Consider the following 21,591-nt stretch of genomic DNA (forward strand, 5'->3'; position numbering starts at 1 on the left):
AGGTAGAAATTATGAAGGTTATTTTCTTGACGAATGTTATCCGCCGCATGGGCATGATGCAGCAGACTATGGAAAAGCTGCAGCAGGAGGGCAAGCTGGATAATGCCTGCGCCTGCCGCTGGATTACCGATGCGACGGTTTGGGATGATAAATGGCACAAGGAGCTTGCTGGCTCCAAGCTGGTCATTATGAAATGGATGGGTACTGGTCTGGATACACCATTTCTGCAGCGCTGCGTAAGCCTGCTGAAGCAGCTGCGCCTGCCATTTTATATTGATGCTGCCGGCAGCAAGGAAGGCGAGCTGGCGCAGGGACTGACACCAGAGCAGCTTGCTGTTATCAAAAAATATTGCATGTTCGGCGGCGAAATCAACTATTACAATCTGTGGCAATACCTGCAGCAGCTGCTGCAGGGTGAGGCTATTACAGTTGATGAGCCGAATCCGATTCACTGGTGCGGTATTTATCACCCGCGGGCGAAAAAGGTTTATACCGATTTAGCAGAATATCAGCGCGATTTTTGCGTCAGCGGCCGTCCGACAGCGGGCATTCTTTTTTACCGCGATGAATGGGTGTGGGGCGATTTGACCTACCAGACTGCGATGATAGAAGAGCTAGAAGCACAGGGCGTCAACGCTGTCTGCGTTTTCAGCAACGGTATGCCACTTGAAGAAATGGGCATGCCCAGTCTGACGCAGGTTTTCAACAGCTTCTTCTGCACGGCAGACGGTGTGCCTGCAATCGATGTGCTGCTGAACGTGATGAAGTTTTCTATGACTACCGGCGGTTCGATTAACCTTGATTATCTGAAAAAGCTTAACGTGCCGGTTTTGGCTGCTTATACGACAATTGCGCCCTTCGAGGAATGGAAGGATAGCTTTGAAGGCATGAATGCGATGGAGGTTTCTATCAGCGTTTCCCTGCCGGAGTTTGATGGTATTATCCATGGTGTGCCCATAGCGCATAAAAAAATTCTGGAAAACGGTGATGTGCGCTATCTGCCGAATGCGGAGCGTGTAAAACGCATGGCTTCCAAGGCGAAGAAGTGGGCGATGCTGCGCCACAAGGCTAACAGCGAGAAAAAAATCGCGATTATCTTCCATAACTATCCGCCACGTAATTCCAACATCGGCAGTGCTATCGGCTTAGATACAATCGAAAGCATCCGTCGCGTGCTAGCTGCTATGCGCGAGCGTGGCTATAAGGTAGATTGGATTCCTGAGGATACGAAGGAATTTATCAAACAGCTGACAGCCAATGCCACCAACGACCGCAGTATGCTGACGGAAAAGCAGGTTGATGCTGCCAATAAGCTGAAGGGAGCAGAATATAAAGAATTCTTTGCATTGATGGATAAAAAGGTGCAGGAGCAGCTGGTGAAGGATTGGGGCGAAACGCCAGGTACTGTCATGGAATATGACGGCGATATTCTGGTACCGGGAACGATGAACGGCAATGTTTTCGTAACCGTGCAGCCGCCGCGTGGCTTTGGCGAGGACCCGGAAAAAATCTACCACGATCCTTACGTTGCACCGACGCATCAATATCTGGCCTTCTACCGTTGGGTACGCGATGTGTGGCAGGCAGACGCTGTTGCGCATATCGGTACGCATGGCAGCCTGGAATGGCTGCCGGGCAAGAACGCCGGCCTTGACTGCAGCTGCTACCCGGATTTGGCGCTGGGAGATCTGCCGAACATTTATCCTTATAATATCACTATTACCGGCGAGGGCATTCAGGCAAAACGCCGTGGCGCTGCCTGCCTTATTGAGCATTTGCCGGCGCCGCAGACACAAGCGGGAGTGTATGACGAGCTGGAGGAGCTGGAAAAGCTCATGGACGAATACGTGCACTTCAGCAGCACGCAGCCGGATAATCTGCCGCGCTTGCAGGAGCTGGTGCTGGAAAAGGTTGCGGAGGCTAACCTGCAGGATGAGGTTACTTACGATGCAGAAAAGCCCTTTGACGAATACGTGATGAATCTGCATAATTACATTACGGATTTGAAGAATATGGAGGTACACACAGGCCTCCATATTATGGGACAGCCGCCGGAGGATCAGCAGCTGGAGGATTATCTGTGGCTGCTGCTGCGTCTTGATAACGGCAATATCCCCAGCCTGACGCAAGCAATAGCAGCGCTGTATGGCTTTGATTATTACTATCTGCTGGAAAACAGCAGCCTGATATACGAACCGTTGAATATCACCTATGGTATGCTAATCGACCGTATCGCCAATCAGTGCCGCGAGCTGATTCGCTGCCTGCAGCAGCGTGACTTTGTCAAGGATGCGGTTGCTGATGCTCTGCAGCTGCCCTGGGTGCAGCAGGCACCGGCGGAAAGCAGAGAAAAGCTGGAAGTGGTCTGCAACTATATTGTAGATACACTTTACCCCAATTTGCTTTTGACGAAGCAAGAAATTACCAATATGCTGCGTGGCTTTGAGGGCGAATATATCGAGCCTGGTCCTAGTGGTGCTCCCTCTAGCGGCGGCGCTGATTTGCTGCCGACGGGCCGTAACTTCTACGGCGTAGACCCGCGCTGCCTGCCGACACCGGCGGCATGGGAAATCGGCCAGACACTGGGCGACCAGGTGGTAGAACGCTTCATTGCGGAGGAAGGCCATTATCCCGAAAATATCGGTATGGTCTTCTGGTCCGGTGCAAACATGCGCAGCCACGGACAGTGCATTGCCGAATTCCTCTATCTGATGGGCATTCGTCCCAAGTACCAGAGCGGCAGCCTGCGTATCAACGGCCTGGAGGTCATTCCTCTGATGGAACTCAAACGTCCGCGTATTGACGTTACGGCGCGTATCAGCGGCCTCTTCCGCGATACTATGCCGTCGGTAATGCAAGTAATGGACAAGGCGGTGCTTTTAGCAGCGGAGCAGGATGAGCCTGATGATTTAAACTTTGTGCGTAAGCATATTCAGGAGGATACCAAGGAGCTGGAGCAGCAGGAGGGTATGGACCACGCTGCTGCATGGCGTCAGGCGGCCTTCCGTGTCTTTGGCGATGCGCAGGGAACCTATGGCGCAGGTGTTGCGGCGCTGCTGGAAAGCAAGAATTGGGAAACCATTGATGATATTGCCGATGTTTATGTGCGTTGGGGCGGTCATGCTTACGGTGGCAAAACTAAAGGCAAATTTTTGCCGCAGCAGTTCCGCAAACGTATGGGGAGCCTGGATATCACGATTAAAAACGAGGATAACCACGAAACCAATATGCTCAGCAGTGATGACTACAATGCCTATCATGGTGGCATGATTGCCGCAGTACGCTCGATTAAGGGCAGTGCGCCGCGCTCCTACTGCGGCGACAGTACCGACAGGACGCGTGTGACGATGCACAGCGTGCAGGAGGAGGCAAAGCGCCTGTTCCGCAGCGAGGCTATTAACCCCAAGTTTATCAAGGGCATGATGCAGCATGGCTATAAGGGCGCTGCCGATATGGCCAACATGATTGCGCACAGCTTCCAGTGGGATGCGACGAGCGCCGTTATGGAGGACTGGATGTACGAAAAATATGCTGAAAAATATACCTTTGACCCGGTAGTGCAGGAATGGCTGCGCGATGTTAACCCTTGGGCGCTGCAGCGCATGACGGAAATTCTGCTGGAGGCAGAGCAGCGCGGACTGTGGCAGGCTAAGCCGGAAACCAAGGAGGAGCTGCAAAAGCTCTATTTGGATATGGAAGGCGAGCTGGAGGACAGAGCAGATGAGCATTAAGATGTTGGTGCTGAGCCTGACCGGCCAGTGTAACTTTGTCTGCCGTTACTGCTATGCCGCTGAGCATGACCGCACTATGATGTCAGCTTCCACTGCGCTGGCAGCTGTTAAGCTGGCAGCAGCCGGCGGTGAACGCTTTGTTATTCAGTTCAGCGGCGGCGAGCCGCTGCTGAACTTTGCATGCCTGCAGGCAGTGGTAGACTACGTGCATCAGGAAAAGCTGCCTGCCGTACTGCAGCTGCAGACCAACGGCTCTCTGCTTACCGATAAGATTGCCAAGTACCTTTATAAGAACAAGGTAGCAATCGGCGTGAGCCTTGACGGCAGGCCTGCGGTCAACGACAAGCTGAGGCTGAAAAAGAATGGCTACGGTGCGACCGGTGAGATTTTGAAGGGTATTGAGGTTTTGCGCCGCAACAATATTGCCTGCGGCGTAACCTGCGTAGTAACGTCGGAAAATGTAGATACGCTGGAAGGTATCGTGGATTTTGCCTACTTTTTGGGCAACATCCGCAAAATCGGCTTTGACATCCTGCGTGGGCAGGGACGTGGCCGTGACCTGCAGCCGCCTACGCCTGCAGCGATGCAGCAGGCTATGCAGCGCGTTTTTGCGCGCTGCGATGAGCTGGCGAAGCTCACAGGGATGCGCATAGCGATTGCGCAGCAGGAGCGGGCGCAGCTTTTGTGTAAGGATTGCAGTCTGACCTTCGGCCATTGCTACGCTATGAACGGCGAAGCAGCCTTTGTAGATGCCAAGGGTGATATTTACGCCTGCTCTTCGTTGGTAGGCAATGCGGATTTTTACCTTGGCAATGTATATAACGGCTTAGAGCCTGCTTTGGTAGAAAAAACTAAGCAGGTGATTGCCGAGTCGATGGACTTTTGCCGCCAATGCGACGATTTTAAATTGTGCGGCGGCGGTTGCTTCGCACGTTGGTATGGCTTCGAGGATAAGTCTGACTATGGCGCGGAATGCAGCATGAAGCGTGAAGCGATAAAACACATACAAAAGTAAAAAAACGTCAGCATCGGGTACGTAACAATCAAATCCGATTTGCTGACGTTTCTTTTTCTTAAAACTAACATGCTTCATGTTAGTTTTGACATGGAATTATGCTTTTCTACATGCTTTTTTTATATATTAAAGCTTGTTTAGAGCATCTTTAGCTTGACTATATTCCTAGTATATGGAATAAAATAAAAATAACGATTGTTTAGAATATTCGGAGGCAATATAATGAAAATTGCTTTATGTCATTTAGAGCTCAGCTGCGGGCCACAGGAGTGCAATCTGCAGATATTGAAGCAGGCAGTGCGTCTGGCTGCGGAGCAGGGAGCGGAATGGGTATTAACACCGGAGGCAGCGGTACAGGGATATTATTTTTATTACATAAATAAAAATGCTGTGGTAGCGCCTCAGCCGTCACCTGAGCTGGAGCCGCTGCGTAAACTGTGTCGTGAATACGGCATTACCCTCTTTTTAGGTTGTGGTGAATATGATGCTGCTTGTGATAAAAACTTCAACAGCTGTTTGGTTTTCGGACCTGATGGCGAGCTGATCGGCCGTCATCGCAAGCTGTTTGGCGGTAAAGTGGGAGCAGAGGCTTGGGCTGACAAAGGCGATGCCGTTACCGTGCTTCCCTGCAGCGGTCTGCAGACAGGAGTGTTGGTGTGCGCCGACTTGTGGTTCCCGGAATTTTACGAAGGGACTAAGGCGCAGGGTGCAGAAATAATTGTCGACATGGCTGCCTGGCCGCCGACGCAGGTGTGCGGCAATCCGCTTCCAGCTTGGATTAATGCATCCAAGGTAACGGATGTGACAGTGATTGTCTGCAACCAGACCGGTTCCCCGCAGTGGATGGATATGAATGTGGGGCAGAGTGTAGTTATCGACCAGGGTGAGCTGAAGCTGGCATACAGCGGTGAGCCTGCGGTGCTGCTTTTTGATTACGATGCAGATGCTAAGCGTGTACAGTCCATAGCCTATGATGTTCATTATATAAAATAAAAAATACTTGCGGCGAAATAATACCCCTGTTTTGCTATTGTGGCAATGCCTTTAAAAGCCTTGCCGTCAGAATATACATCATCCAGATTATCACTTGCAGCGTTATTGCTGCCATCCACCTGCCAATAGACGATATCTCTAGCCCTTAATTGTTTACGGTCATTAAAAGCCAGTCCCTTTTACGAGTAAGTGATAAGAATACAAGTTCCTTTATCATCGGCGCAGAATACACTTTCTAACGACATAACAGTTTAACCCTTAAGGCGGCGCACTGCGCCGCCTTTTTGACGTGTGGGGGAGCATAGAGTGCAAACAAAAAGCCGTGCGCGTAGCGCACGGCAATAAAGGCAAAAGCATATTTAAAAGCTTAAGCATTTTTAAGTTCAGCTTGCAATTCCTGAATCTTGCTCAAAGGCAGGTTAGTAAATTCCGCAATATCTTGAAGCGAATTGTTTCCTTTTAAAAGCATACGTTTTGCTGCAGCGTAGTTGGCGCTAACTTCACCTTCAGCTCTACCTTCAGCTCTACCCTCAGCTTTACCCTCAGCTTTACCCTCGCTAAAAATTCTTTCAGTAAATTCACACATGGCGGCTTTTCCCTCCTTTGTAGACTTTAGATAATTGACATGTTTAGATAATTTTCCCTGACTTAAGTCATCTGCTTCCGCAGTCTTAAAATACTGCATTAGTTTGGCAATTGAAGAGCCATCATTAACTTCTGCGTTAACGTAATACATATGCAGACCATCATCGTATTTCATTGGTAAATTATTAAGGCGCTTGGTTACATTGTAACAGGTACAACCTAAATGCCAAATATCAGGCTCGGTTATGTAAAACATATATAAATCGGGAACGCTTTTATATTTTTTGTCCTTGCCCTTTGGCAAATAGCTACCAATGATGCTCGAAGAATAGTACAGCATGCGTCTAGCATGGTCAATTTTACCATCGCTTTTTTGAATTTCCATTTCGTAGAGCTTATTGTTTGCATCTTCTACAAGAACATCCATAATAATATCCTTGGATGCAAATTTGTTAATGACCATTTGAGTACGATTTTCCTTAATGACCAGTGAATCGATGCCGGAAAGGATACGTAAAACATGTTCGCAGGCACCTGAATCAGTAAAGACCATTTTAGCCATTGCATCACTGAATAGGTTCAGTTGTTTGGCCTTTTCAATAAGCCTTTCGCGATTGCGGATGAGGCTTTCCGGGTATTGTTTGGAACTCATACTTTCCTCCTTTAATTATAACACACAAGTAATGAAAAATATATAAGATGGTAGGACTGGCTTAATTTGCAATAGGAAGAGATATAAAAAAGGCGTTTGCCGAAAGCTCGACAAACGCCACTGGTTCTCACAACCAGGCATGACCTCCGTTGGAAAACGGCTACCCATGCAACTGAAATAATTATAACATACAAATGAAATAAAAACAAGTGTTTATTTTCTCTTTTGCTTTTCTTTACTCTTGACTATCATAGTGCTATATACTTTATAATATAAATTACTGTATTGTCGGTATTGCCGCATATAAGTCAATACCGCTGAAATAAAACGATGAGAATAGAGGCATGAAGCATGAAGAAATTTTTTTGTTTACTGCTGTTGCTGCTGCTTTTAGTCACAGGCTGCGGACAAGGCAGCGGCGGTAAAGACGCTGCCGCAGGCGGCAGCTATACTGTGACAGACGAGCATGGAACAGTGACTACGTTCAAGCAGGCACCGCAAAAGGTACTGACGCTGGCACTCAGCAGCGATGGCATAATCATGGGCCTGGGTATGGAAGATAAATTGGTTGCCGTCAATTATCTTGCCGATGACCCGGTAAGCTCCAACCTTGTAGAGCAGGCTAAAAAAATTCAGCACAAAATCAAAAACCCTTCGGCAGAAGAGGTGCTGGCGCTGAAGCCGGACGTAGTCTTTGCTTACGATTGGAGCGACATGAACCGTGTCGAAAATTTGCGCAATCTGGGCATGAACGTCATTGTTTTGAAGGGACCAGCAACTATTGATGATATCAGGCAAAACGTGCGCACTATCGCCAAAGCCATGCACGCCGACAGTAAGGGAGAAGAGCTGGTAAAGCTGATGGACAGCAGACTGGCGCAGGTGAAGCAGCAGGTAGCGGCGCTCAGGCTGCAGCAGCCGAAGAAAATCGTCCTTGTTTCGCTGATGAGCTCCTACGGCGGCAAGGGCTGCATTTTTGACGATATGTGTAAGGAAGCAGGCGTTATCAACGGCGTTTCGGCTGCAGGAATCAAAAACGGCCAGCAGATTACTAAGGAAATGCTGGTGAAGATTGATCCGGATTTACTGATAATGCCGGTGTATAACGACCATGGCAATTTTGATATCAAGAAATATAATCGCGAATTTTTGGAGGACCCGTCGCTGCAGACCATGCGCGCTATTAAAAATAAGCAGCTGTTTTATCCCAACGAGGGTTATATCTATAACTGCTCACAGGATGTAGTCTTTGGCGTGCAGGAAATTGCCCATGCTGCCTACGGCGAAGCCTTTGCTATGCAGGGGGCGCAGCATTTAAGGGTGAAGTAGAAATAGCGTAAGATTAAAAAACTGCACCAATCAGCATCAAATAAGATGCTGGCTAGTGCAGCTTTTAATTTTCATCAGGCTCAACCCGTAGGGAAATCTGGTAGATATATTCTTCTGGCTTCGGCGTCATCCAATGATTTTTTAACGGCATAATATAAAGATTGTCTACGGCGTATAGCTTATTACGTTGCATATAAGCTTTGAAAAGCTCCGCCAGCTCCTGCACATGGTCACGAAAGGTACCCTGAAAGCGTTGCGTCATATAGAGTCCGGCTGGGCGGGTGTAGCATTCCATTTTTCCGTGGTAATCCGGATTAACGCTGGAAAAGTAAGCCAGCGGTCGGCTGTATTCACCTGCCAAAAAGCAATCCTTGTCTGCCAGCCAGCCGACAGCTTTTTCCTTGAAGTGTTCCTTGGAAAAAACCTTCAGATTATGTCCGGCAAGAATTTTAATGCTTTCGTCACCGCTGCATTCCGGCGGCACAGGACTTAGCAGGAATCGCTTGCTGCGGCGGAAGGTGACGGTTATCTGGTCAAGCCGGCTTTCGCGGATTTTGTCGAGCTGTTGAAAAACAACTTGAATATTTTTGCGTATTTTTTCGTTACGTGCAATAATATCCTCGCATTCACGGTCTTTAGCTTGTAAGAGAGCCTGCAGGCTGTCAATGCTGCGTTCTTCCAGATATTCCTTGATTTTAGATATAGGTATTCCCAGCTTGCGCATGTTCAAAATGACCTCTAAAATCAAATACTGTTTGAGAGAGTAATGGCGGTAGTTGTTTTCAGAAATGAATTCCGGCGACAGAATTCCCATTTTATCGTAATAAAGCAAGGTTTGCTTCGGCAGCTCAAAAAGATCTGCCAGCTCGCCTGCAGTATAGTATAGCTTAGGATTTTTGCTCATAAAGTATCACCTTGGTTCTTTAACACAATACGTTGCGTAATAGTTATGTTTATTATAACATTTATTAGTCAGATAGTGAAGTTGGGGAGAAAAGAGAAGCTTTGCTTTTCGCAATTTTGACTCAATATTATCCAAAATAGTTTTATGAAAAAAGTGCTTTACTCTACTATGAGTATATACCGTAGAATATACTTGTCCAAAAAATAAATACAGAGGAGAGGATAAGATATGTCACACCCGGAATATGTTTTACCTAATACACCCCACGCAGGCTATCGCTATAAAATGGCCATGAAGCATGTTGAGGCTGCAAAAGCTGCAGGGAAATCAGTAGAAGAAATTCATGAGATTTTCAATAGTGTCATGAATTATGATATCGATAATCTTCCTGATGATGCAGCGCACAAAAATTATAAAAATGCCGTCGAACAGGCCAAAGCTGCTATGGCTGAAGGAAAATCCGATAAAGAAGTGCATGAGCTGTTTCAAAAAGTGTTAAGCGAAGCAAAATAATGACGAATAAGCTCCTAAAGTAATTAAAAGATTGCTTTAGGGGCTTGTTTTTTAGAGATAATCTACAGGTATCATTATTTTTACAATATATTTTGTATAATCAGCAGTAGACCAATAATTCCTTAATTGTTCAATATACACATCGCCGATTATTGTTAAAGCGTTACGTTCAATGAATGCCAAAAGCTTTTTGAAAGAGTATTCGTATTGTGTATGGAAACCGTTGGGAGTATAAATGGAGGCGTATAGGCCTGCTTTTTTAATTTGCACGTCGGTGTATTCATCAGGATGGGAGATACGGGTATAAAGATGTGATATTGCTAAAAAATTGCCTTGCTGCAGAGCTTCGTTAGGTAGGATATATCCCATTAGATATTCATTTAACAATTCGCTGCTGGCGAAAGTATAGTTGTGTTTGGCAACCAACTTTATTTTTTCTTTAAGTGATATTTCATGAACAGATAAAGGTGTTGCTATATAATATTCTTCAGCTTGCTCTTCCAAAGTAATCTTATCAGTAGTAACATTTTTTATTTTTTCAAGGCGATTGATTTTTGTCTGCAGATTAGTAATGTTGCGTTGCATAATATCAATCTGTACCTGGTATTCTGTTTGTTTGCGTTTGTAAAAAAGCTGCAAAGCATTAACATCCCTGTTTTGGATATAATCGGCAATTTCTTTCAAGGGGATTCCCAGTTTACGCATATTGATAATAATATCAAAGATAAAATACTGTTCTAAAGAGTAATAGCGATAACCGTTTTCATCAATATAAGCAGGCCTAAGAATATTATTGCGTTCATAATAAAATAATGTTTGCTTCGATAGCTTGAACAGAGAGGCAAATTCTCCGATTGTAAAATATGTTTCTGATAATTTATTCATAAATTCACCTGTAAAAATAATGCTTGACTCTACTATAGGTAGATACTTTAAAATTCTTCTTAATGATAAGCAGAACAATTAGGATTTTGGTTCTATATATTATTAAAATGCTTGACATAGCATTTGTCAAGAGTTGTTCTGTAGTTTATGAAGATGAGGTGTTATTGTGAAGAAGAGTTCTAAGAGCTTATTAATGTGTATGCTGATAACCGGTATTTGTGCCGGCAATGCGCAAGGTGCGTTTGCTGAAGAAAAAATCAGCGAATTTAACCTTGATCAGATGGTTGTTACTGCCAGCAGAATTGCAGAAAGCAATTTTGAAGCAAATGCTAACGTAAACGTTGTTACCCGTAAGGATATTGAAGAAAAGCATTATCAGACTGTAAGTGAAGCTTTGCGTGCAGTTCCTGGTGTTGCTATTCAAAACTACAGTGCTACAGGTGCCAATTATTCTGCCGATTATTTGTATGTAAACGGTACTAGTCATGTTTTAGTTTTGGTTGATGGTCAAAGAGCCAATACCAACGGTTCTGTATCCAGCGTATTTCAGCCATCTGAAGTAAGCAATATGGACAATATTGAACGTATTGAGGTACTGAAGGGTTCTGCTTCTACTCTTTATGGCAGTGATGCTGTCGGCGGCGTAATCAATATTATCACCCGCAAGCCGGAGGCCGGAGCAAGCACTACTAAAATTTCCGGCGCTTGGGGCAGCTATGGCAAGAAAACCTATAATGTTTACAATGAAGGTATGACTAAAGGCGGCTTTTATTGGACTGTGAACGGTCAAACCGATAAAATGGGTGAGTATAAAGACGGTCATGGCAATACAACAGTTAATAAAATAGACAGCAAGAGCTATGGTGTAAAGCTGGGACAAAAGTTTGCTGATAAAGCAGACATCAATGTATCTTATTCCCGCTATAAGCTGGATTACGGCAGACCGGAAACAGATGCTTCTATGATGGGACCGACGGTTTTTACCGGTGGAATGACAGAAGGCAAGAAGGATAACACCAAGTATACTGTTTCTTTTGACTACAAATTTAACGATAAGCTGAGTAATAGACTTACTTACTTCTCCCGTACATCAGATTTGGACGATGATATAAGACACCCTGCAACCTTGTGGTTGATGCGTGAAAAAACCTGGGGCTTCTCAGAACAGCTGACTTATCAGGATGGCAATCATACTATCATCGGTGGTTATGATTATTATAAAGATGCCATGAATAAATATCACGATCAGTACACACCGAGCATGACCGGTACTGTTGATAATAAGGCATTCTTTATCCAGGACCAAATGCAGTTCGGTGATTGGGGCTTTACTCCCGGTGTACGTTTTTCTAAGCATTCCGAATATGGCAACAAAACTACAGGCAGTGGTGTACTTTCCTATAAATTTAACGACATGACCAACATGTACGTATCTTACAAGGAATTCTTCCGCGCTCCGTATATGTATGAGCTGTACAATCCGTTCTATGGCAGTGAAAAGCTGAACCCGGAAGAGGGCGAAACCAAAGAAATTGGCCTTAACACACGCATTGATGACAAGACAACATTCTCTGCCCATTATTTCCGTACAGAGTCTGATAATCTTATTGGTTTCAACAGTGCTAATTGGAAGTATTACAATGCAGGTGCAGAAACTATTAAAGGCTGGGATGTTCAACTGACTAAGGCTTTTGATGAGCACTTCAGCGCTACTGCAGCTTATACACATACCTATATTCCTGCGACTTCCGCAGCTGTTAATCCTAACCGTAATGGCTACATCCCGAAAGGTCAATATGATTTGACATTTAACTATGACGATACTAAATTTAACGGCAGCCTGAATATTAAAGGTATCGTAGACCGTCCCGGCAGTAAATCTAATGAGGCGCAGGTTTTAGATACCTATAAGAGTGTTTGGACTGCTAATATTGCTTTGAACTACAAGCCTGTTAAGGGTATGAATGTGTTCTTTAAGCTGAATAATCTCTTTGACCGCATGTATACGGATATGACATATGACATGCGTAATCCTGGCGGAGTTGGCTGGTATTCACAGCCTGGCCGTAACTTTGTTGCGGGCGTAGAATACACATTCTAATAGCTTATAATCTTATTTCTCATACACCAGTGGTGGCATAGGCAGATAACGCTTATGCCACCACACTTATATATAGATTTTTTTAGAGCGAGGTGCTGAATTTTGAAAATAGCCTTTTTGCATTTTGCATATTGCTGCGGACCGCAAGCGGATAATGCAAAGAAAATTTTACAGGGGATGAAGCTGGCGGCACAGTATGGCGCAAGCTGGGTACTGACGCCGGAAATGGCGTTGCAGGGTTATTATATGATGCGCAGCGATAAGCAGTTTCAGCTTGCTTCGCTGCAAAATAATCTTTTACAGGAGTTTATGGAGGCTTGCAGGCAATACAAGCAAAGGTTGTTTTTGGGCTGTGGTTTTGTCGACGAAAAAACTCCGCGTAACAGCTGCGCAATTATTTCGCCGGACGGAACATATTATAATCGTCACGATAAAACGAAGGTTGTGCCGTGGATAACGGAAAACTGGGCACATCCCGGAGAAAAATTTGAGGTTTGGAATTTAGAAGGTATCAATACCGGTGTTATGGTCTGTGCGGATGCTTATTTTGCCGAGCATGGAGAAAAAATTGCTAGGCAGGGAGCAGAGCTCGCTGTAGTTGTTGCTGCCTGGCCGCCTGGAGGTCATGCAGGACCGCCGGAGGAGGCGTGGAAGCGTTTGAGCCGTTCGGCCAATGGTATTCCGGTGCTTATCTGTAATCAGACGGGGACAGAAGGCATGGATTGCAGCCATGCGCAAAGTGCTGTTCTCTGCAATGGGGAAGTACTTTTTACCTATGAAGGATGTGAAGCAGTGCTGATTATAGATTTTGATGAAGTAAAGAAACTGGTTTTGTCTACAGAATTTGTAATAATAAATTTGGCAGATATTTAAGGTGAATGACAGTGAGAAAGTTAGCAGTATTTTTTATTTGTGTAATTATAGCATGTTGCTCTTGCCTAGGATGCGGCAATGATAAGCCGGAAAACAACGGAACGAGAGTTGTCAAGGACGCCAAGGGCTATGAGGTAAAGGTACCGGCACATCCTATGCGGATAGTTTCCTTCTCCATCAGCTGTGATGAAATTTTGCTTGGTTTAGTGGAGCCGGAGCGTATAGCTTCTGTAAGCTATCTTTGTGATGATGCAGGAATTTCGCATGTAGTAGAAAAAAGCAAGGCGGTTAAAGAACGTATCAAGGGCACACCAAGCGTAGAGCGTATCATGGCTTTAAAGCCGGACCTTGTTATTTTGGGAGATTGGTGGACACCGGACAGCATTCAGACTATCCGCGATATGGGTATCAGCGTCTATGTTTATAAAACACCATATACGGTGGAGAATATAAAAAAAGCGATTCGCGAGATTGCCGATGTTGTAGATGCTAAGCAGCAGGGTGAAGCGATGATTAAGGAATATGATGCCAAAATCGCTAAGGCACAGGCTGTTATCAAGGCTGCCGACATCAAACAGCAGAAAAAGGTGGTTGTGATGTCAGGTCATGGTGTGATTGGCACTAAGGGCTCGCTTTTTGCCGACATCTGCAAATATGCGCAGGTTGATAACTGTATGGAGCAATTGCAGACAGGGCAGAATACCACTGTTTCCAAGGAATTTATTGTCCAATCTGATCCTGATGTCATTATTATGCCGGGATGGAACGGTGCGCCTACGCATACACTGGAAATAGAAAAGGAATTGCTCAATGATAAGTCCTTGCAAACCGTAAAAGCCATTCAAAATAAAAATCTGGTAACGTTGCCCGGTCAGGATATGTATTGCGTAAGCCAATATGTTGCTGACAGTGTTTTGGCAATTGATAAGTTAATATATCCTGAGTATTTTAAGTAAGCTGAGAGGAGCAGGGAGATGGCAGAAATTATTTTTGTAACCAATATGGAACCCCATTATGTTGGTATGCGTGATGCTTTAAATACCATAGAGGACAAAGAAATCAGCAATGCTGTAGAAGTAATCCAAATCAACGACAGTGAGCAGTGGAACGGCTATTGGCAGCAAAAACTGCAGGGTGCAGGATTTTTCTTTTGCACTTGGATGGGAACAGGCTTGAGCTGTGATTATCTGAAAAAAGCCTCGGCCTTTTTACAACAGAAGAAGCTGTGCCATCTTTTTGATATCATTGACCCCGGTGATGATAAGATGGATTATGGCCTGCAGGAGGAGCAAAAGAGCCTGCTGAAGCAATATCTTGCCTGCGGAGGTCTGAAAAATTATCAGAATCTGTGTTTGTATCTTGTTGCTGCCTTTACTCAGCAAAATACAGCTTATAAGCTGCCGGAACAGCTGCCCTGGTGTGGAATCTATCATCCTGAATTTAAGCATGAGTTTGTTGAGCTTGATGAATATCTGGCAAAACATTATGACAGCAGCAAGCCTACCGTGGGCTTTATCTTTTCGCGTGAGGATTGGCTTTGGCAACGCCTTGCATATCAAAATGAGATTATCAAGGCGATAGAAGCACAAAATTGTAATGTTATTGCTGTGTTCAGTACCACGATGCCGAACGAAAAGATCGGTGCTGTCAGCTTGGCAACAGCATTTGAAAGATTTTTCTATAAAAACGGCCGGCCTTGTATTGATGTGCTGATAAATCCGTTTGTTTTTTCGTTGACAGTAACAGGTTTTTTAAAGCTGCAGGATTTGCAGCACCTGGGAGTTCCTGTGCTGCAGGTAGTAAATACCTATATGCCTTATAAGTGGTGGCAGCAGAGCATGGTCGGGCTGACGCCGAATGAGGTTTCCTATGCTGTGTGCATGCCTGAATTTGACGGAGCCTTGCATTCTGTGCCGGTTTCTACTAATGAGGAACGTGAAGACGGTACGCATTACCGCATGCCGCTGGCAGACCGCATTGATATGCTGGCAAGAAAGGCACGCAAGCTGGCAGCGCTACGCTATAAAAAGCCTAGTGATAAAAAAATAGCGATAGTTTTTCATAATTATCCGCCGACCAATTCCAATATCGGCAGTGCTGCAAGTCTGGATTCGATTGAAAGCGTACGCCTGCTGCTGGAGGAAATGCAAAAGCGGGGCTACAAGCTGGATAATATACCGCCAGACAGTCAGACTTTTGTAAATGATATTACGGCACATGCTACTAATGACAGACGCTTCATCTCGGAAGCGTTATTGGAAACAGCTGACGGTAAGCTGGCAAAGCTGGACTATGCAAGCTTTTATGAGCAGCTTCCGGCAAAAACACAGGAGCAGCTTTTGCGTGACTGGGGCGAAGCGCCGGGAGAGGTTTTCCGCTACGGCGATGTGCTGATTGTCCCCGGTATGCTAAATGGCAATGTTTTTGTTACGGTTCAGCCTCCGCGCGGTTTTGGCGATGACCCGGGCAAAATTTACCATTCGCCGGATTGCGCACCTACGCATCATTATCTTGGCTTTTACCACTGGCTGCGTGATATTTGGGGCGCAGATGCTATGATTCACGTGGGGACGCACGGTAATCTGGAGTGGCTGCCGGGAAAGGGCAATGCTATGAGCAATGCCTGCTATCCCGATATCTGCACCGGTGATATCCCTAACATCTATCCCTATTGGATTACCTGTACCGGTGAAGGCATTCAGGCCAAGCGCCGCAGTGCTGCCTGCCTGATAAGCTATTTGTCTGCGCCGATGAGTGTTTCCGGTACTTACGAAGAATTAGCAGATTTGGAAAATCTGTTGGAGGAATATTGTCACTTTAAAAATGATGCTGCTGCTGCCGCAGGCATGGACAGCATTAAGGAAATGATTCGCAGTAAAGCAGCAGAGTGTAATCTTGATGAGGATGTTCCGGAAAGCGAAGCAGTGGATTTTGATGATTATATCGGCAAGCTGCATAACTTTATTACGGATTTAAAGAATATGCAGATTAGTACAGGTTTGCATGTTTTGGGCGTACATCCGGAGGGAGAAGAGCTGGTAGAGTATTTGCTGGCGTTGACGAAGCTGGATAACGGCAAGGTGCCGTCGCTGATGAAAAACCTTGCTGCTATGCATGGGCATGATTACTATGAGCTGATGGAGCACAGCGAGCAGATGCTGGCTGATGGCAGCATGACCTATGGTATGCTTTTGGACAAAATACGTGAGCAGGCTAGAGAAGCTATCTTGATTTTGCAAAAGAATGACTTTGATGCTGCTAAAATTAAAGAAGTATTCAGCTTATCCTGGGCGAACGCTTTGCAGGGGGAAATGCGGGCTAAGCTGCTGCAATCTCTGACGTATATTTGCGAGCATATTGCCCCAAGTCTGCTTTTGACTACATTGGAGCAGGAAAATACTTTAAACGCATTAAACGGCAAATATATTGACCCTTGTCCCAGCGGTGCGCCTACAAGTGGTGGCGCTGATTTGCTGCCTACGGGACGCAATTTTTACAGTATCGACCCACGATGCCTACCGACGAAGCCTGCCTGGGAAATCGGTAAGCAGATGGCCGAGGATGTTATCGGCAGATTCATAGAAGAAGAAGGACGTTATCCGGAAAGCGTCGGTATAATTTTGTGGGCTACGAGTAATTTGCGTAATCACGGACAATGCGTTGCCGAATTTTTATATCTGATGGGCTTGCGCCCGGTATGGCAGCCGGGAAGTCAACGTGTCATTGATTTGGAGGTTATTCCTTTGGAGGAGCTCCAGCGTCCGCGTGTAGACGTAACCGGACGCATCAGTGGTCTCTTTAGGGACAGTATGCCCGGAAGTGTCATCTGGCTGGATGATGCTGCGCAGAGAATAGCATCTCTGGATGAGCCGACTGAGCTGAACTTTGTGTGTAAGCATGTACTGGAGGAAGCAGGCGAGCTGGAAAAATCAGGCTTGGATAAGCAGGCGGCCTGGAGACAGGCTTCGTATCGCGTGTTCGGTGATCCTCCGGGAGCACATGGCGCCGGTACAGGCGCTGTTTTAGAGGCGAAAAACTGGGAGACAATCGATGATATTGCCGCAGTATATACCAGATGGGGTGCGCATGCCTACGGCGAGGGCAGTGAAGGTACCTATATGCCGGAAACCTTTAAAAAGCGTATGGCGCAGATAGATATTACTGTGCAAAATGTTGACCACAGGGAATCTTCAATGCTCAGCGGCGATGATTATAATAATTATCGCGGTGGCATGATTGCAGCGGTGCGAAGCTATAAAGGCAGTATGCCACGCAATTACGTCAGTGACAGCTCGGACCGGAGCAAGGTACAGCTGCGCAGCCTTACGGAAGAGCTGAAGCGTTGGTTCCGCGGCGAGGCGATGAATCCTAAACATATCGCAGGTATGAAAAAGCATGGCTATAAGGGTGCTGGTGATTTGGCAACGTATGTTGCCGTGAGCTACCAGTGGGATGCAACCAGCGATATTATGGAAGACTGGATGTATGAAAAGTATGCGGCCAAGTATGCCTTGGATAAGGATATGCAGCAATGGATGCAAGAGGTAAACCCGTGGGCGCTGCATCGTATTACCGAAGTTTTGCTGGAGGCAGAGCAGCGTGGTATGTGGCAGGCTAAGCCGGAAACAAAGCAGGCCTTGCAGGAGCTGTTTTTGTCGATGGAGGGAGAGCTGGAAGAGCGGGGAGAATAAATTTTTTTCTTGACCGTATGAACAGTATATAGTTTAAAATAGTACGAGTTTGGTAATAGAACAGGACTATGAAAGATTAGCTGTTTTAAAACTAAATGTTTTTTGAAAGGATGTATGAGTAAATGAAAAATGCAAAAGTTTTGAGTAACGCTATTTTGATGTCAATGCTCATGAGCACAAGTATGCTCTGGGGGGGAACTGCATTAGCTGCTGAAGATGTTCAGGAATATGCGCTGGACACGATGGTTGTAACTGCAAGCAGAGTCGAACAAAAGGCATTCGATACGCAAGCTGATGTTACGGTTATTACGCGTGAGGATTTAGAGAAAAAGCATTATACTGATTTAGGTGATGCTTTAAAAGACGTACCGGGCGTAACCTTACAAAATTATGGCGTGACTGGTGAAAACTATTCTTCTAACAGACTGTATATTAATGGTTCTTCCAATTTAGTAGTCTTAGTTGATGGTATGCGTGCTAACGTTAATGGTTCTACCTCTGGTGCTTTGTCTCCGTCAGAATATGCAAATCTGGACACTGTTGAAAGAATTGAGATATTGAAAGGTTCTGCTTCTACTCTGTATGGTGCTGATGCAGTTGGTGGTGTAATTAACATTATTACAAGAAAGCAAACAGAAAATGGTGTACGTACTTCTATAAGCGCAATTGGTGGTAGCTATAATCGTCAGACCTATAGATTCATGAACCAAGGTAATGTAGATGGTACCTATTGGATGGTTGCTGCTCAGAAAAACCTGGCAAAAGATTTTAAAGATGCTGATGGTGATAAAATTTCTCATAAGGTTGACAGCAAGGACTATAAACTGACATTAGGTCATAAATTTGGTGATAATGCTGATGTTACATTAAAATACAGCAAATATAAATCAGATTATGAAAGACCGGCGCAAGGTGGTTTATTACCACAGCTTGCTGACAGAAATAAAGGCAAAAAGGATATTGACAAATTATCCTTATCATGGCAACAAAAACTGACAGATGAGTTAAGCAACAGCATGGTTATTTATCGCAATACTAATAATCTTAACGATAGCTATAATAAACCTAGTAGTGTTTGGCTGATGGATTTAAAGACTGTTGGTTTTACTGACCAATTGACCTATAAAGTTGACAATAATACATTGATTGCCGGCTATGATTATTATAAGGATACTGTTAACGATTATTCTGCTTCTGGCGGTTCCAATAAATTTGCCGGAAAAAGCATTGATAATAAAGCATTCTTTATCCAAGATGAATTCAAATTTGCCAAATTCTTTAATATTACTCCTGGTTTGAGATATACTAAAACTTCTCAGTTCGGCAGCAATACCGCTAAGAGCGTGACTGTTGGCTATGATAATGAAAAAACTAATGTATATGCATCTTACAAAGAGTTCTTTGTTGCACCTAAAATTGCGGAATTATATTCTAAATATGGTGATCCGTCATTAAAGGCAGCAGATGGTAATACCAAGGAAATCGGTATTAAGCAACAGTTCGGTAATGACTTTACCGCAACCTTGAGCTACTTTAAAACCAAGGCTTCTAATATGATTGCTTATAATGGTGCAACAGGTCATTATGCTAATATTACCAGCGAGAATACCTATGGTTGGAATTTTGGCTTGAATAAGAAGTTTAGTGATAAATTCTCTTCCTATATCAATTATACCCACATCGATATAGCGCCGGAAACTGCGAAGAAAAACAGTAACCGTGATGGCTATATCCCTAGAGGTGAATGGAAAATCGGTGCAGATTATACTTTAGATAAACTGAATGTAAATATGTTTGCGAAGGCTATTGTAAAACGTCCTGGCCGCATGGTAACACAAAGTACTGTGCCAGACAGCTTTAAATCCTTCTGGCTTTGCGATTTGAATGTAAACTATAAAGCTACAGATAATATTAAAGCATTCTTTAAAGTAAACAATCTCTTTAATAAGTTGTATACTGATCAATGCTACAATATGACTCCGCTTGATTCCAGCTCCAACTGGTATCCGGCACCGGGACGTAACTTCCAAGTTGGTGTAGAATACACCTTCTAATCAGCCCTTAACCTTATTCATATACACTTAACTCCTTTGAGAAAGGCGGAGCAGAGCAAAATCTGTTCTGCTTTTTTCATATGCCAAACTGCTATAATTTGCCGGTGCCTGAGTCCGCTGACCGTGCTATAATAGCTATACCAAGGAAAACACAAAGGATGAAGAAAATATGCTAAAACAAAAATTCCAAAAGATAATAACAGCGTTGCTGCTGTGCCTGAGCTTACTTTTAATAGTTGCAGGCTGCAGCAGTAATAATGCGCAAAAATCGAACAGTACAGCGGCCTATACGGTTACGGATTCACAGGGGCATAAGCTGTATTTTAAAGAAAAACCACAGCGCATAATATCGATGTCCATCAGTACGGATGAAATTCTTATTGACCTTGTTCCTGCCAGTCGCATCACTGCCTTTTCGCGGCTGGTGGATGATCCGGGGATTTCCAATGTCGTAGAGCGGGCGCAGAGTGTGGGCAGCAGAGTGGATGGCCAAAGCTCGGAGGCAATTATGGCGCTGCACCCTGATTTGATATTGATACCGGATTTCGTCAAGCCGGAGGTAATTCAGTCACTGCGCGACATGAACCTGCAGGTTTATGTTTACAGAACACCCAAAAGTATGGAGGATGTACGCCAGTGCATACGCTTCTTGGGTGCGGCTGTGGGCGAAAAGGAGCGCGGCGAGATGATGGTTGCCGCTATGGATGAACATCTGAAGAAGGTGCAGAAAAAAATAGGTAAAATACCTGAGGAAAAACAGAAGCGTCTGGTTTTCATGCGCAGCAACGGCGCTTACTACAGTCCGGAGGCTTCGTTTAACGATGTCTGCAGATATGCGCAGGTGCGCAATGCCTTGGAGGAGCTGCATTATGATAAGCCCGGCATCGTTAATCAGGAGGCCGTGGTTCAGCTCAATCCGGAGGTGTTTTTACTTGCGGGCTGGAATTATGATGGTCAGCATGATCCGAAGCAGATGGAGGAGGAGCTGCTGAACAATCCCGGTTACCAGACTACGGACGCAGTGAAAAACAGAAAGGTCTATACAGTGCCGGCGAAGCATGTGCTGTGCGTGTCGCAGTACATTGTCAACGCTGTAGAGGATTTGGCGGACGCTGTATATAGTGAATAAAATTATCAATGACGTCGGTGAGCGGTGAAATGCTGCTTGCCGACTTTTTTTGTTAATGTTGCCAAAATAGTTGCTAAACTTGTTGACTAATTGCCGAATAGTTGCTAAACTATAGATAAATAGCAACAGAAGGGAA

At 45.0% G+C, this 21,591-nt stretch carries 14 protein-coding genes; 11 read left to right on the top strand and 3 right to left on the bottom strand.

What is annotated here, in order from left to right:
- Positions 1–11: 11 nt before the first annotated feature.
- The 3 genes from cobN (Q0612_RS06275) to Q0612_RS06285 all read left to right on the top strand — a co-directional run bounded on the left by cobN (Q0612_RS06275) (position 12) and on the right by Q0612_RS06285 (position 5,739).
- A complete protein-coding gene (gene cobN / locus Q0612_RS06275) occupies positions 12–3,731 on the top strand; it encodes a cobaltochelatase subunit CobN (protein ID WP_298882209.1) in 3,720 nt (1,239 codons plus the stop codon).
- The gene (locus tag Q0612_RS06280) at positions 3,721–4,746 is read left to right on the top strand and encodes a radical SAM/SPASM domain-containing protein (RefSeq protein WP_298882212.1); all 1,026 of its coding nucleotides are present in this window, start codon (positions 3,721–3,723) and stop codon (positions 4,744–4,746) included. The genes cobN (Q0612_RS06275) and Q0612_RS06280 overlap by 11 nt, the downstream gene beginning before the upstream one ends.
- A gap of 222 nt (positions 4,747–4,968) precedes the next feature.
- On the top strand, positions 4,969–5,739 hold the full coding sequence (locus Q0612_RS06285) for a carbon-nitrogen hydrolase family protein (RefSeq protein ID WP_298882215.1): 771 nt from the start codon (positions 4,969–4,971) through the stop codon (positions 5,737–5,739).
- A 367-nt stretch (positions 5,740–6,106) separates the two neighbouring features.
- Here Q0612_RS06285 and Q0612_RS06290 read toward each other — a convergent pair whose 3' ends face one another.
- Positions 6,107–6,976: a PD-(D/E)XK nuclease family transposase gene (locus tag Q0612_RS06290; protein ID WP_298882218.1), complete on the bottom strand. Its 870-nt coding sequence runs from the start codon at positions 6,974–6,976 to the stop codon at positions 6,107–6,109.
- A 351-nt stretch (positions 6,977–7,327) separates the two neighbouring features.
- Between Q0612_RS06290 and Q0612_RS06295 the strand changes: the two genes are divergently transcribed.
- Positions 7,328–8,305 (top strand): ABC transporter substrate-binding protein, encoded by a 978-nt coding sequence (locus Q0612_RS06295; protein ID WP_298882221.1) that lies wholly within the window; start codon positions 7,328–7,330, stop codon positions 8,303–8,305.
- Between the two features lie 64 nt (positions 8,306–8,369).
- Here Q0612_RS06295 and Q0612_RS06300 read toward each other — a convergent pair whose 3' ends face one another.
- Positions 8,370–9,209, bottom strand: a complete 840-nt coding sequence (locus Q0612_RS06300) for a MerR family transcriptional regulator (protein ID WP_298882224.1) — start codon at positions 9,207–9,209, stop codon at positions 8,370–8,372.
- A 228-nt stretch (positions 9,210–9,437) separates the two neighbouring features.
- Here Q0612_RS06300 and Q0612_RS06305 point away from each other — a divergent pair, with 228 nt between their 5' ends.
- Positions 9,438–9,722 (top strand): hypothetical protein, encoded by a 285-nt coding sequence (locus Q0612_RS06305; RefSeq protein ID WP_210684331.1) that lies wholly within the window; start codon positions 9,438–9,440, stop codon positions 9,720–9,722.
- A 51-nt stretch (positions 9,723–9,773) separates the two neighbouring features.
- Here Q0612_RS06305 and Q0612_RS06310 read toward each other — a convergent pair whose 3' ends face one another.
- The gene (locus Q0612_RS06310; protein WP_298882227.1) at positions 9,774–10,607 is read right to left on the bottom strand and encodes a MerR family transcriptional regulator; all 834 of its coding nucleotides are present in this window, start codon (positions 10,605–10,607) and stop codon (positions 9,774–9,776) included.
- 193 nt (positions 10,608–10,800) lie between these two features.
- Here Q0612_RS06310 and Q0612_RS06315 point away from each other — a divergent pair, with 193 nt between their 5' ends.
- The 6 genes from Q0612_RS06315 (at position 10,801) to Q0612_RS06340 (ending at position 21,455) form a co-directional block, all read left to right on the top strand.
- Positions 10,801–12,708, top strand: coding sequence for a TonB-dependent siderophore receptor (locus Q0612_RS06315; protein ID WP_298882229.1), 1,908 nt, complete (start codon positions 10,801–10,803; stop codon positions 12,706–12,708).
- Between the two features lie 102 nt (positions 12,709–12,810).
- On the top strand, positions 12,811–13,581 hold the full coding sequence (locus Q0612_RS06320; protein ID WP_298882231.1) for a carbon-nitrogen hydrolase family protein: 771 nt from the start codon (positions 12,811–12,813) through the stop codon (positions 13,579–13,581).
- Between the two features lie 11 nt (positions 13,582–13,592).
- Entirely contained in the window at positions 13,593–14,537 is a 945-nt protein-coding gene (locus Q0612_RS06325; protein ID WP_298882234.1) for an ABC transporter substrate-binding protein, read from the top strand.
- Positions 14,538–14,555: 18 nt separating this feature from the next.
- Complete coding sequence (gene cobN / locus Q0612_RS06330) at positions 14,556–18,272, top strand: cobaltochelatase subunit CobN (RefSeq protein ID WP_298882237.1); 3,717 nt, start codon at positions 14,556–14,558, stop codon at positions 18,270–18,272.
- A gap of 122 nt (positions 18,273–18,394) precedes the next feature.
- The gene (locus tag Q0612_RS06335; protein WP_298882240.1) at positions 18,395–20,326 is read left to right on the top strand and encodes a TonB-dependent siderophore receptor; all 1,932 of its coding nucleotides are present in this window, start codon (positions 18,395–18,397) and stop codon (positions 20,324–20,326) included.
- 169 nt (positions 20,327–20,495) lie between these two features.
- Positions 20,496–21,455, top strand: coding sequence for an ABC transporter substrate-binding protein (locus Q0612_RS06340; RefSeq protein ID WP_298882243.1), 960 nt, complete (start codon positions 20,496–20,498; stop codon positions 21,453–21,455).
- Positions 21,456–21,591 lie beyond the last annotated feature (136 nt).

Source organism: uncultured Phascolarctobacterium sp., from assembly GCF_937920985.1.
In the GTDB taxonomy this organism is placed as follows: domain Bacteria; phylum Bacillota; class Negativicutes; order Acidaminococcales; family Acidaminococcaceae; genus Phascolarctobacterium_A.

Coding starts and splice junctions, on each gene's coding strand:
- cobN (WP_298882209.1), top strand. CDS start 12: ATGAAGGTTATTTTCTTGACGAATGTTATCCGCCGCATGGGCATGATG.
- Q0612_RS06280 (WP_298882212.1), top strand. CDS start 3,721: ATGAGCATTAAGATGTTGGTGCTGAGCCTGACCGGCCAGTGTAACTTT.
- Q0612_RS06285 (WP_298882215.1), top strand. CDS start 4,969: ATGAAAATTGCTTTATGTCATTTAGAGCTCAGCTGCGGGCCACAGGAG.
- Q0612_RS06290 (WP_298882218.1), bottom strand. CDS start 6,976: ATGAGTTCCAAACAATACCCGGAAAGCCTCATCCGCAATCGCGAAAGG.
- Q0612_RS06295 (WP_298882221.1), top strand. CDS start 7,328: ATGAAGAAATTTTTTTGTTTACTGCTGTTGCTGCTGCTTTTAGTCACA.
- Q0612_RS06300 (WP_298882224.1), bottom strand. CDS start 9,209: ATGAGCAAAAATCCTAAGCTATACTATACTGCAGGCGAGCTGGCAGAT.
- Q0612_RS06305 (WP_210684331.1), top strand. CDS start 9,438: ATGTCACACCCGGAATATGTTTTACCTAATACACCCCACGCAGGCTAT.
- Q0612_RS06310 (WP_298882227.1), bottom strand. CDS start 10,607: ATGAATAAATTATCAGAAACATATTTTACAATCGGAGAATTTGCCTCT.
- Q0612_RS06315 (WP_298882229.1), top strand. CDS start 10,801: ATGTGTATGCTGATAACCGGTATTTGTGCCGGCAATGCGCAAGGTGCG.
- cobN (WP_298882237.1), top strand. CDS start 14,556: ATGGCAGAAATTATTTTTGTAACCAATATGGAACCCCATTATGTTGGT.
- Q0612_RS06335 (WP_298882240.1), top strand. CDS start 18,395: ATGAAAAATGCAAAAGTTTTGAGTAACGCTATTTTGATGTCAATGCTC.
- Q0612_RS06340 (WP_298882243.1), top strand. CDS start 20,496: ATGCTAAAACAAAAATTCCAAAAGATAATAACAGCGTTGCTGCTGTGC.